At 54.2% G+C, this 12918-nt stretch carries 8 protein-coding genes; 1 reads left to right on the plus strand and 7 read right to left on the minus strand.

What is annotated here, in order from left to right; translation table 11 throughout:
• Window positions 1-264 precede the first annotated feature (264 nt).
• Window positions 265-1854: a peptide chain release factor 3 gene (locus CA832_RS13660; RefSeq protein WP_088342194.1), complete on the plus strand. Its 1590-nt coding sequence runs from the start codon at window positions 265-267 to the stop codon at window positions 1852-1854.
• A 131-nt stretch (window positions 1855-1985) separates the two neighbouring features.
• Here the strand turns inward: CA832_RS13660 and CA832_RS13665 are convergent, their stop codons facing one another.
• From CA832_RS13665 to rplA, 7 genes are all read right to left on the minus strand, one after another.
• Window positions 1986-2540, minus strand: coding sequence for a GNAT family N-acetyltransferase (locus CA832_RS13665; protein ID WP_088342195.1), 555 nt, complete (start codon window positions 2538-2540; stop codon window positions 1986-1988).
• A gap of 45 nt (window positions 2541-2585) precedes the next feature.
• The gene (locus CA832_RS13670) at window positions 2586-2903 is read right to left on the minus strand and encodes a DUF3467 domain-containing protein (protein ID WP_088342196.1); all 318 of its coding nucleotides are present in this window, start codon (window positions 2901-2903) and stop codon (window positions 2586-2588) included.
• Window positions 2904-2957: 54 nt separating this feature from the next.
• On the minus strand, window positions 2958-7256 hold the full coding sequence (gene rpoC, locus CA832_RS13675) for a DNA-directed RNA polymerase subunit beta' (protein ID WP_088342197.1): 4299 nt from the start codon (window positions 7254-7256) through the stop codon (window positions 2958-2960).
• A gap of 40 nt (window positions 7257-7296) precedes the next feature.
• Complete coding sequence (rpoB, locus tag CA832_RS13680; RefSeq protein ID WP_088342198.1) at window positions 7297-11106, minus strand: DNA-directed RNA polymerase subunit beta; 3810 nt, start codon at window positions 11104-11106, stop codon at window positions 7297-7299.
• A 130-nt stretch (window positions 11107-11236) separates the two neighbouring features.
• The gene (rplL, locus tag CA832_RS13685; protein WP_088342199.1) at window positions 11237-11620 is read right to left on the minus strand and encodes a 50S ribosomal protein L7/L12; all 384 of its coding nucleotides are present in this window, start codon (window positions 11618-11620) and stop codon (window positions 11237-11239) included.
• Window positions 11621-11671: 51 nt separating this feature from the next.
• Complete coding sequence (gene rplJ, locus CA832_RS13690) at window positions 11672-12190, minus strand: 50S ribosomal protein L10 (RefSeq protein ID WP_088342200.1); 519 nt, start codon at window positions 12188-12190, stop codon at window positions 11672-11674.
• Between the two features lie 15 nt (window positions 12191-12205).
• Entirely contained in the window at window positions 12206-12901 is a 696-nt protein-coding gene (rplA, locus tag CA832_RS13695; RefSeq protein WP_088342201.1) for a 50S ribosomal protein L1, read from the minus strand.
• Window positions 12902-12918: the final 17 nt, after the last annotated feature.

Here is a 12918-nt window from a genome sequence, read left to right on the forward strand (position 1 = left end):
AATTCCGCGCGTAATTGGGGTTGAAATCTTTAAAAGGCTCCAATATTCGACAAATGACCCCATTTACACGGAAAGCACCTTGCATCAAATGCGCATTTCATCGATAAAATAAAAAAAGGAAATTCCATAAATCCCTGAATACTTGGTTTTTATCGAAACAATACCAGGAAATAAAAACCCCTTCTTCCCGGATTTAAGGAGTTTAGCAACCCCTTGTGAGAGGCATGCGGGTTTTTGGTACTTTTGCACAAAATTTAAGTACCCTTGAGCTTTAGCGCAGAAATAAAGAAACGACGGACCTTCGGGATCATCTCCCACCCGGATGCCGGGAAAACCACCTTAACCGAAAAACTCCTGCTCTTCGGAGGGGCCATACAGGAAGCAGGGGCGGTTAAAAGCAATAAAATAAAGAAGGGGGCTACCAGCGATTTTATGGAGATCGAACGCCAGAGAGGGATTTCCGTAGCCACCTCTGTCCTGGCCTTCCGTTACCGCGATAAGAAGATCAATATCCTGGACACCCCCGGCCACAAGGACTTTGCAGAAGATACCTTCCGCACCCTGACCGCCGTGGACAGCGTTATTGTGGTTATAGACGTTGCCAAAGGGGTGGAGGAACAAACTGAAAAACTGGTTTCGGTCTGCCGGATGCGCAACATCCCCATGATTGTCTTTATCAACAAACTGGACCGGGAAGGGAAAGATGCCTTCGACCTCCTGGACGAAGTGGAACAAAAGCTCGGCTTACGGGTTACCCCCCTGAGCTTCCCGATCGGGATGGGGTACGACTTCCAGGGGATCTACAACATTTACGAGGGGAACATCCAGCTGTTTCGGGGGGCGAGCAAAAAAAAGAGGGAGGAACGCTCCGAATTCCGGAGCCTGGAGGATTCGGAACTCGAAAAACAGATTGGAGGCAAAGCCCTTCAGGACCTCAGGGACAACCTGGAACTGTCAGGCGGGGTCTACCCGGAATTCGACAGAGACGCCTACCTGAAAGGGGAATTACAACCCGTTTTTTTTGGTTCCGCCCTCAACAATTTCGGGGTTCAGGAATTGCTGGACTGTTTTGTTGACATCGCACCGGACCCCCGACCCAAGCAGGCGGAGGAACGGCTGGTATTGCCCACGGAGGAACAGATGAGCGGGTTCGTTTTTAAGATTCACGCCAACATGGATCCCAAACACCGGGACCGCCTGGCCTTTGTGAAAATCGTTTCGGGGACTTTCCAGCGCAATACCCCTTACCTGCATGTACGCCTGGGCAAGAACCTAAAGTTTTCCAGTCCCAATGCCTTTTTCGCAGAGAAAAAGGAAATCGTGGATACCTCATTCCCCGGGGATATTGTAGGATTGCACGATACGGGGAATTTCAAGATCGGGGATACCCTTACCCAGGGGGAAATCCTGCACTATAAGGGCATTCCCTCGTTTTCTCCCGAGCATTTCCGCTATATCAACAATGCAGACCCTATGAAGGCCAAACAACTGGCCAAGGGTATAGACCAGCTCATGGACGAAGGGGTGGCCCAGCTTTTCACCCTGGAATTGAACGGCCGGAAGGTGATCGGCACCGTAGGGGCGCTGCAGTACGAGGTGATCCAATACCGCCTGGAGCATGAATACGGGGCCAAATGCACCTACGAAAACTTCCCGGTACACAAGGCCTGCTGGGTAGATCCGGACGACCCGGAAAACCCTGAATACAAAGAATTTATCCGTGTAAAACAGAAGTACCTGGCCCGGGACAAACAAGGCCAGCTCGTATTCCTGGCGGATTCCGCTTTTTCCCTGCAGATGACCCGGGACAAATACCCGAGCGTGAAGCTGCACTTTACTTCGGAGTTTGCATAGAAACTGCAAGGTCGTTGCTGCGAGGGCCTGTAACTTTTGGGTTCGGGGGGGGCACCCCCCTGCCAATACCTTTTAACGGAAAAACGTACTGGGTTCCCGGCCGTATTCCTGTTGAGCTGGCACGCTAAGCCTTACAAATCCCACCATTCGGCCTGCTCAATCCCGTAACACAGACACCGTTCATATTCCGGATATCCTTTGAGTTTAGGGTGGTTTAAGTGACCCAGGCAGTTCATCCCCAGTTTTTGCATCACCCGTTCGGAGGGTTTGTTGGAAAGGGTACAGGTCGCTATCACGCGGTCCAGATTCAAAACGGTAAAGGCATGTTCCAGACACCTGCGCGCTCCTTCTGTGGCATAGCCCTGGCCCCAGGAACCCGGAACCAGCCGCCACCCGATGTCCACGGCGGGGGTAAATGCAGTTTTATAGGCCTGATACGCCAGGCCGATAAATCCGATCCATTCCCCGGTCTCCCTTATTTCCACCGCATAATAACAATAACCATACTCCTGGAATTGGTCCTGCAACCGCGCCAGGAAGGCGGCAGACTCTTCAACGTTCAGGGTTTTGGGGAAATGCTCCATGACCGCGGCATCCGCGTTCATCGCAGCAAAGGCCGGGAGGTCGTCCTCCCGCCAGGGCCTGAAGCCTAAGCGTTGGGAAGTAAATAGGTAAGCGTCGCTCACAGCTTCGGGGTATGGGTCCGGTAGCCTGTAATTCAGGGAGTGGGGTTAGGCTTCCCCCGTGGGTCCGAAATTCAAGGGAATCTGGGGTTGATCGTAATCCTTGATCGCCCCGTGCGCCTGCTCGAAACGCTGGACGTTCTCCCCCAGTGCCTTCAGGAACTTCTTAGCATGCTGGGGAGTCAGGATAATCCTGCTTCGCACCTTAGCCTTGGGGCGGCCGGGCATGATACTGATAAAGTCGACCACAAATTCCGACACCGAATGGTTGATGATAGCCAGGTTGGAATATGTACCCTCGGCCATGTTTTCATCCAGCTCGATATTGATCTGCTTCTGTTGGGGTTTGTTTTCCTGGTCTGCCATATGGGTAGTATAAAAAAACCCCCGGCGTGTGCCGGGGGTTGTTTGACGTATGAATTAGAATTTCAATTCCTCCTTGCGCGCCATAATCTCGTCGTACTCCTCTTTGGAGCCTACGATGATATTGTCGTAGTCGCGCATACCGGTTCCGGCCGGGATCTTGTGACCAACAATCACATTCTCCTTCAGGCCTTCCAGGCTGTCTACCTTGCCGCTTACCGCAGCTTCGTTCAGTACTTTGGTCGTCTCCTGGAAGGAAGCGGCCGAAATAAAGGACTTGGTTTGGAGCGAAGCCCGCGTGATTCCCTGAAGTACCGGGGTTGCAGTAGCTGCTACGGCGTCGCGCGCCTGTACCAGAGCCTTGTCTGCCCGTTTCAGGATGGAGTTCTCGTCCCGCAACTCGCGTACGGTCACAATCTGACCGCGCTTGAGGTTCTCGGAGTCTCCCGCATCGGAAACCACCTTCTTGCCAAAGATTTCATCGTTTTCGTTGATGAAGTCATCCTTGTGGACCAACTGGTTTTCAAGGAAGATGGTGTCTCCCGGATCCTCGATCTGAACCTTGCGCATCATCTGGCGAACTACAACCTCGAAGTGTTTGTCGTTGATCTTCACCCCTTGCAGGCGATAGACCTCCTGTACTTCGTTAACCAGGTATTGCTGCACCGCAGACGGGCCTTTGATCTTCAGGATGTCCTCCGGAGTGATGGAACCGTCGGAAAGCGGCATCCCGGCGCGAACGTAATCATTCTCCTGAACCAGGATCTGGTTGCTGAGCTTCACCAGGTACTTTTTCAACTCGCCTGTTTTGGACTCGATGATGATCTCCCGGTTTCCGCGCTTGATCTTGCCGAAGGAAACTACCCCGTCAATCTCGGTAACCACGGCCGGGTTGGAGGGGTTACGGGCTTCGAAAAGCTCGGTAACCCGCGGCAGACCCCCGGTAATATCGCCGGCTTTGGCGGATTTCCTCGGGATCTTAACCAGGATCTTCCCTTCTGCGATCTTCTCGCCGTTGTCTACCATCAGGTGGGAACCAACCGGGAGGTTGTAAGAGCGCAGCACCTCCCCTTTCTTATCCTTGATAAGCAGGGTGGGGATGAGCTTCTTGTTCCGGGATTCGGAAATAACCTTCTCCTGGAATCCGGTCTGTTCGTCGATTTCCACCTGGTAGGTAACCCCTTGTTCGATATTCTCGTAGGCGATTTCCCCTGGGAATTCAGATACGATAACACCGTTGTAGGGATCCCACTGGCAGATGACATCGCCGCGTTTCACCTTGGCCCCATTCTTCACAAAGAGCAGGGAGCCGTAAGGAATGTTATTTGTACTGAGGGTAATGCCGGTTTTGGCATCCACCAGTTTGATTTCTGAAGTACGCGAAATAACGACCTGTACCGCATTGCCTTCGGCATCCTTGCCGGTAACCGTGCGCAGATCCTCAATCTCCGCCACCCCATCGAATTTCGCCTCGAGCTTACTCTCCTCGGAAATGTTACCCGCAATACCCCCCACGTGGAAGGTTCTCAGGGTAAGCTGCGTTCCGGGTTCTCCAATGGACTGGGCGGCCACCACACCAACGGCTTCCCCGCGCTGAACCATTTTATTGGTCGCCAGGTTACGTCCGTAGCACTTGGCACAGATGCCATGGGTCGCTTCACAGGTCAGCGGGGAGCGAACCTCCACGCGCTCGATGGGCGACGCCTCGATTTTGGCGATATCGGCCTCCATGATTTCCTGTCCCGCAGAGAGGAGCAATTCCTCGCTGATGGGGTCGTATACATCGTGAAGGGATACCCTGCCGAGGATACGCTCCCCAAGGGTTTCCACTACCTCCTCATTCTTGCGGAGGGCCTCCACTTCGATACCGCGTAGGGTACCGCAGTCCTCGATATTGATAATGACATCCTGGCTTACATCCACCAGACGACGGGTCAGGTACCCGGCATCGGCCGTCTTAAGGGCCGTATCCGCAAGACCCTTCCGGGCGCCGTGGGTAGAGATAAAGTATTCAAGGATGGAAAGGCCTTCCTTAAAGTTGGAAAGGATGGGGTTCTCGATAATCTCGCCCCCTCCGGCAGTAGACTTTTTCGGCTTGGCCATCAGACCCCGCATTCCCGTAAGCTGGCGGATCTGCTCCTTGGAACCCCGTGCTCCGGAGTCCAGCATCATATACACCGAGTTGAAGCCCTGCTGGTCCTCGCGGATCCGCTTCATGGCCAGCTCGGTAAGCATGGCGTTGGTGGAGGTCCAGACATCGATGACCTGGTTGTACCGCTCGTTGTTGGTGATCAGACCCATGTTGTAATTCATCATGATGCCGTCCACCTGTTCGTTGGCGTCCCCGATCATCTCGTGCTTCTCTTCCGGGATGATGATATCCCCAAGGCTGAAGGACAGTCCCCCGCGGAAGGCAAAGTCGTATCCCATCGTCTTGATCTTATCGAGGAAGTCTGCAGTTGTAGGCACATCCGTTACCTCCAGGATCTTCCCGATGATATCGCGGAGCGCTTTCTTGTTCAGTACGGAGTTTATATAACCCGCAGCCTCCGGAACAACGGAGTTGAAGAGCACACGGCCCACTGTGGTTTCAATCAGCTTTTTCTCCAGTTCGCCTTTTTCATTGAGGTCCTTTACCCGGACCTTGATCCCGGCGTTCAGGTTAACCCGTCCTTCGTTATAGGCAATTTCCACCTCCTCCGGGCTGTAGAAGGTAAGCCCTTCCCCGATAACCGGAACTTCCTTGGTAGACTTGCGCTCTTTGGTCATGTAGTACAAACCCAGAACCATATCCTGGGAAGGTACGGTGATGGGAGACCCGTTGGCAGGGTTCAGGATATTGTGGGAGGCCAGCATCAGCAGCTGGGACTCCAGGATAGCCTCCGGGCCCAGGGGCAGGTGTACCGCCATCTGGTCCCCGTCGAAATCCGCGTTGAAGGCGGTACACACCAGGGGGTGCAGGCGGATGGCCTTACCTTCTATAAGGCGGGGCTGGAACGCCTGGATCCCCAGACGGTGCAGGGTGGGGGCCCGGTTCAGCAGTACCGGGTGCCCTTTCAGCACATTCTCGAGGATATCCCATACCACAGGCTCCTTCTTGTCGATAATCTTTTTGGCGCTCTTCACCGTTTTCACAATCCCACGCTCAATGAGCTTCCGGATGATAAAAGGCTTATAGAGCTCTGCAGCCATGTCTTTCGGCAGACCGCATTCGTAGAGTTTCATCTCAGGTCCTACGACAATCACCGAACGGGCGGAGTAATCCACACGTTTCCCGAGCAGGTTCTGACGGAAGCGCCCTTGTTTTCCTTTCAGGGAGTCGGACAGTGACTTCAGCGGGCGGTTGGACTCTGTCTTTACGGCAGAGGCCTTCCGGGTGTTGTCGAAGAGGGAATCCACAGCTTCCTGCAGCATCCGCTTCTCGTTGCGGAGGATTACCTCCGGCGCCTTGATTTCCATAAGGCGCTTCAGACGGTTGTTACGGATAATAACCCGACGGTACAGGTCGTTCAGGTCAGAGGTGGCAAAACGACCCCCGTCCAGCGGCACCAGCGGGCGCAATTCCGGCGGGATCACAGGGATGACCTTCATCACCATCCACTCCGGATTGTTCTCGCGGTTGTCCTGGGACTCGCGGAAAGCCTCCACCACCTGCAGCCGTTTCAAGGCCTCGGTCTTGCGTTGCTTGGACGTTTCGGTGTGGGCCTTGTCGCGCAGCTCATAGGAAAGTTCCTTGAGGTTGATGCGGGAGAGCAGGTCAATAAGGCATTCGGCCCCCATCTTGGCGATGAACTTGTTCGGGTCCGATTCCTCCAGGTACTGGTTCTCCGGCGGCAGGGTTTCGAGGATGTTCAGGTACTCTTCCTCGGTGAGGAAATCCATAGCCTGTATCTCTTCCCCGTCCGGGCCTTTGGCAATACCGGGCTGGATGACCACATACCGCTCGTAGTAGATGATCATATCCAGTTTCTTGGACGGCAGCCCAAGCAGGTAACCGATCTTGTTCGGCAGGGAACGGAAATACCAGATGTGGGCCACAGGCACCACCAGGTTGATATGCCCCACGCGGTCGCGACGCACCTTCTTTTCGGTTACTTCAACCCCGCATCGGTCGCATACAATACCGCGGTAGCGGATACGCTTGTATTTCCCGCAGGCGCACTCGTAATCCTTTACAGGTCCGAAGATACGCTCGCAAAAGAGCCCGTCACGCTCCGGTTTGTGCGTCCGGTAGTTGATGGTTTCCGGCTTAAGGACTTCCCCCCGGGACTCCGCCAGGATGGCCTCGGGCGATGCGAGTCCGATGGAAATCTTGTTAAACCTCTTTACTTGTGTATTATCCTTGAATCGAGCCATTTCGATATGGTACTTAGATTTTGTGTTGTGTGAACTGCGCTTACTCCTCCAGACGGATGTCCAAACCTAATCCCTTAAGTTCGTGCATCAATACGTTGAAGGATTCCGGCAAGCCGGGTTCAGGCATGCTTTCGCCCTTGACGATAGACTCGTAGGTCTTGGCCCTTCCGATCACGTCGTCGGACTTCACGGTCAGAATCTCGCGCAGGGTTGCAGAAGCACCGTAGGCCTCCAGGGCCCAAACTTCCATCTCCCCGAAACGCTGGCCCCCGAACTGTGCCTTACCACCCAGCGGTTGCTGCGTGATGAGGGAGTACGGACCAATGGAACGCGCGTGCATCTTGTCGTCTACCATGTGACCCAGCTTCAGCATGTAAATCACACCAACAGTGGCCTGCTGGTGGAAACGCTCTCCGGTACCTCCGTCGTAGAGGTAGGTGTGTCCGTAAAGGGGCACCCCGGCCTCCTCGGTAAGGGCATCGATCTGTGCGATGGTAGCCCCGTCGAAGATAGGAGTAGCGTACTTTTGCCCGAGTTTCAGCCCGGCCCAGCCCAGTACGGTTTCGTAAATCTGCCCGATGTTCATCCGAGAGGGTACCCCCAGCGGGTTCAGGACAATGTCTACCGGGGTTCCGTCTTCGAGGAAAGGCATATCCTCCTGGCGGACGATCCGGGCCACGATACCTTTGTTCCCGTGGCGACCAGCCATCTTATCCCCTACTTTCAGCTTGCGCTTCTTGGCGATATAGACCTTGGCGAGCTTCATGATACCGGCCGGCAGTTCGTCTCCCACCGAAATGGTGAACTTGTCCCGACGCAGGTTCCCCTGCAGGTCGTTCAGTTTAATCTTGTAGTTGTGAAGCAAATCGGCAACCAGTGCATTGGTAGCTGCATCCGTGGTCCAGCTTCCCCCTACCAGGTGGGCAAAGTCGTCCACGGCATTGAGCATTTTCAGGGTGTACTTCTTGCCTTTCGGGAGTACCTCCTCGCCCAGGTCGTTCATAACCCCCTGGGATGTTTTGCCGTTGATCAGCTGGAAGAGTTTGTCTACCAGTACGTTTTTCAGCTCCTGGAACTTCACTTCGTAATCCATCTCCAGCTTGGCAATGGCCTCCTTATCCTCGGAACGCTTGCGCTTGTCTTTGATGGAACGGGAAAAGAGCTTCTTATCGATCACAACCCCATTGAGGGAGGGCGGTGCCTTCAGGGAGGCATCCTTCACATCCCCGGCCTTGTCGCCGAAGATAGCCCGCAGGAGTTTCTCCTCCGGCGTGGGGTCGGATTCCCCTTTGGGGGTAATCTTCCCGATCAGGATATCGCCCGGCTTCACCTCGGCCCCGATACGGATCATCCCGTATTCGTCCAGGTCCTTGGTGGCCTCCTCCGAAACGTTGGGGATGTCGTTGGTAAGCTCCTCGGCTCCCAGCTTGGTATCCCGCACTTCCAGGGCGTATTCGTCTATGTGTATGGAGGTAAAGATATCCTCCCGAACTACCTTTTCGGAGATCACAATCGCATCCTCGAAGTTGTAACCCTTCCAGGGCATAAAGGCCACTTTCAGGTTACGGCCAAGGGCGAGTTCCCCGCTTTCCGTGGCATAACCTTCGCAGAGCACCTGCCCCTTCTTCACCTTGTCTCCCTTGCGGACGATAGGCTTCAGGTTGATGCTGGTCCCCTGGTTGGTTTTGCGGAATTTCACAAGCTCGTACGTCTTGGAATCCCCATCGAAACTCACCAGGCGCTCCTCGTCGGTGCGGTTGTAACGGATGGTGATCCTTTGGGAATCCACCTGCTCCACTACCCCGTCGCCTTCGGCGTTGATCAGCACGCGGGAATCCGTTGCCACCTGCCGCTCCAGACCGGTACCCACAATGGGGGAATCCGGCTTAAGCAGCGGTACGGCCTGCCGCATCATGTTCGATCCCATCAGAGCCCGGTTCGCATCATCGTGCTCCAGGAACGGGATCAGGGATGCCGAAATGGAGGCAATCTGGTTGGGTGCCACGTCGGTATAGTTGACCTCTTTGGGGTCTACCACCGGGAAGTCCCCTTCCTCTCGGGCGATAACTTTATCGGTATCGATGGTACCATCTTTCTTGAGCGGGATGTTGGCCTGGGCAATCTTCATGCCTTCCTCCTCCTCGGCGCTCAAAAAGCTGTAATCCTTCAGGTCTACTTTCCCGTCCGCTACCTTGCGATAGGGGGTTTCCAGAAAGCCCATGTTGTTAACCTTGGCAAACACGGACAGAGAGGAAATCAGACCGATGTTCGGTCCTTCCGGGGTTTCGATCGGGCAGAGGCGCCCGTAGTGGGTATAGTGTACGTCACGTACCTCGAACCCGGCGCGCTCCCGGGAAAGACCTCCCGGCCCCAGGGCGGACAGACGACGCTTGTGCGTAATCTCGGCCAGGGGGTTGGTCTGGTCCATAAACTGGGAGAGCTGGTTGGTCCCAAAGAAGGAGTTGATCACCGAAGACAGGGTCTTGGCGTTGATCAGGTCGATGGGGGTAAACACCTCGTTGTCGCGGACGTTCATCCGCTCGCGGATGGTACGGGCCATACGGGCAAGCCCCACCCCGAACTGGGCGGAAAGCTGCTCCCCAACGGTACGCACCCGACGGTTGGACAGGTGGTCGATATCGTCGATCTCCGCCTTGGAGTTGATCAGCTCAATTAGGTACTTGATAATGGTGATGATATCCTCCTTGGTCAGGACCTGTTTATCCATCCCGATATCGAGTCCGAGCTTCTTGTTCATCCGGTAACGGCCCACCTCGCCGAGGTTATAGCGCTGGTCGGAAAAGAAGAGCTTATCGATGATGCCGCGGGCGGTTTCCTCGTCCGGCGGCTCTGCGTTTCGCAGCTGGCGGTAAATGTGCTCCACGGCCTCCTTTTCGGAGTTGGTGGGGTCCTTCTGCAGGGTGTTGTGGATAATGGCGTAATCGCTCTGGGCATTGTTCTCCTTGTGGAGTAGGACGGTTTTCACGTCTGTCTCCAGGATCAGGTCGATGTGCTCCTTCTCCAGGATGGTATCGCGGTCCAGGACGATTTCGTTCCGCTCGATGGATACCACCTCCCCGGTGTCTTCATCCACGAAATCCTCGTGCCAGGTATTCAGAACACGGGCGGCCAGTTTGCGGCCCATGATTTTCTTGAGTCCGGTCTTGGTTACCTTCACTTCCTCGGAAAGGTCGAAGATCTCAAGGATGTCCTTGTCCCTTTCAAAGCCAATGGCGCGGAACAGGGTAGTTACCGGTAATTTCTTTTTACGGTCGATGTACGCATACATCACGCTGTTGATGTCCGTGGCGAATTCGATCCAGGAACCCTTGAACGGGATAACCCGGGCCGAATACAATTTGGTCCCGTTGGCGTGGAACGACTGTCCGAAGAATACGCCAGGGGAACGGTGCAGCTGGGAAACCACCACCCGCTCTGCTCCGTTGATCACGAAAGTGCCGCTGGGGGTCATATACGGGATGGTGCCCAGATATACGTCCTGTACGATGGTCTCGAAATCCTCGTGTTCCGGATCGGTACAGTAGAGTTTCAGGCGGGCCTTGAGCGGCACGCTGTAGGTGAGGCCTCGCTCGATGCATTCCTGAATGCTGTAACGGGGCGGGTCCACGAAGTAATCCAGGAATTCCAGGACAAACTGGTTCCGGGTATCGGTAATGGGGAAGTTCTCCATGAAGGTGTTGTACAACCCCTCGTTGGCCCGGTGGTCCGACTTGGTCTCAAGCTGGAAAAAGTCCTGAAAAGATTTTATCTGGATGTCCAAGAAATCCGGGTATTCCGGTATGTTCTTAGCGGAGGCAAAGCTTTTTCTTTCAATCTGTTGTGTGAACATCTACGGACAGGTATTACGTGAGTTTGCAAGGATGGGCGGTATATGCCTTCATATACCAGCTATAAAAGGGTTTAGGTCTAGCCGCCCGGAGGGCGGAAGACCTAAACCTTAAACCATAGGGTTGAAGCGATTATTTAAGCTCAACTTCTGCGCCTGCTTCTTCCAGTGATTTTTTGATACCTTCAGCTTCGTCTTTGGAAATGCCTTCCTTAACGGCTTTGGGAGCGCTGTCTACGATGTCCTTAGCCTCTTTCAGGCCAAGACCTGTAAGTTCCTTAACGAGTTTTACAACCGCCAGCTTGGAAGCTCCGGCTGCTTTGAGAACTACGTCGAATTCGGATTTCTCCTCGGCCGCTTCACCGGCGTCTCCACCAGCAGCAGCACCACCGGCAACTGCAACAGCGGCAGCAGCAGGCTCGATCCCGTACTCTTCCTTAAGGATATCAGCCAACTCGTTTACTTCCTTTACGGTAAGGTTGACCAACTGTTCTGCGAATTCTTTCAAATCTGCCATTTTTCTATCGTTTAAATCTGATTTAAATGTATACTTAGGTTTTAGTGCGTACTATTCTTTTTCGGAAAGGGTTTTCAGGATTCCTGCCAGCTTGCCACCTCCGGATTTCAGGCCGGAAATAACATTCTTGGCGGGGGACTGCAGCAGTCCGATAATTTCCCCGATCATCTCTTCCTTGGACTTGATGCTTACCAGCGCGTCCAGTTTATCGTCCCCGATGTAGATCGCTTCTTCGATATACGCGCCTTTGAGCAGGGGCCGGTCAGACTTCTTGCGGAAAGTCTTGATCAGCTTAGCCGGGACGTTACCGGTTTCACTAAACATCAGGGAAGTGTTTCCTTTCAGGACTTCGGGCAATTCGCCAAACTCCCGGTCGGATGCTTCCATAGCCTTGGCCAGCAGTGTGTTTTTCACTACGGCCAGCTTAACGTTCGCTTTAAAGCAAGCTCTTCTGAGATCTGAAGTCGTACCTGCGTCGAGCCCGGAAATATCGGCCAGATAAATGGTCGGGCTATCGCCGAGTTGCGAGGTCAGCTCCTTTATTACTGTTGCTTTTTCTTCTCTGGTCATCTTGTTTCGATGCTTTTAAAGTTGAACCGCTTTCGGATCGAGTTGAACACTGGGGCTCATGGTGCTGGACATGTAGATACTCTTCATGTACACGCCTTTCGCCGCAGCAGGTTTCATCTTGACCAGGGTGTCGATCAGTTCCTTCGCGTTTCCGGCAATTTTATCTGCCGGGAAGGACACCTTACCGATAGCCGCGTGCACGATCCCCGTTTTATCGACTTTAAAATCGATCTTACCAGCCTTCACCTCGGATACAGCCTTGGCCACATCCATGGTAACGGTTCCGGTTTTGGGGTTCGGCATCAGGCCGCGCGGGCCGAGGATACGGCCGAGAGGGCCGAGTTTCCCCATTACGCTGGGCATGGTGATGATCACATCCACATCGGTCCAACCTCCCTTGATTTTCTCGAGATATTCGTCCAGGCCTACGAAATCCGCACCGGCTTCCTTGGCTTCTGCCTCCTTATCCGGGGTCACCAGCGCCAATACCTTCACATCCTTACCCGTCCCGTGGGGAAGGGTAACCACGCCGCGAACCATCTGGTTGGCTTTACGAGGGTCCACCCCGAGGCGGACGGCGATGTCTACGGAGGCATCGAATTTAACGTTGGTGATTTCCTTGATAAGCGCAGAGGCTTCTTCCAGGGAATACAATTTGGTACGGTCCAGTTTGGCCCGGGCCTCTTTCTGCTTCTTTGTAAGTTTTGCCATCTTAAAAAGTGCTTTTC

The sequence above is a fragment of the Robiginitalea sediminis genome (genome assembly GCF_002198115.1).
GTDB lineage: Bacteria > Bacteroidota > Bacteroidia > Flavobacteriales > Flavobacteriaceae > Robiginitalea > Robiginitalea sediminis.

Excerpts from the sequence above, each read along its gene's own strand:
- CA832_RS13670 (WP_088342196.1), bottom strand. The coding sequence starts at position 2,903 with ATGGCAGACCAGGAAAACAAACCCCAACAGAAGCAGATCAATATCGAG.
- rpoC (WP_088342197.1), bottom strand. The coding sequence starts at position 7,256 with ATGGCTCGATTCAAGGATAATACACAAGTAAAGAGGTTTAACAAGATT.
- rpoB (WP_088342198.1), bottom strand. The coding sequence starts at position 11,106 with ATGTTCACACAACAGATTGAAAGAAAAAGCTTTGCCTCCGCTAAGAAC.
- rplL (WP_088342199.1), bottom strand. The coding sequence starts at position 11,620 with ATGGCAGATTTGAAAGAATTCGCAGAACAGTTGGTCAACCTTACCGTA.
- rplJ (WP_088342200.1), bottom strand. The coding sequence starts at position 12,190 with ATGACCAGAGAAGAAAAAGCAACAGTAATAAAGGAGCTGACCTCGCAA.
- rplA (WP_088342201.1), bottom strand. The coding sequence starts at position 12,901 with ATGGCAAAACTTACAAAGAAGCAGAAAGAGGCCCGGGCCAAACTGGAC.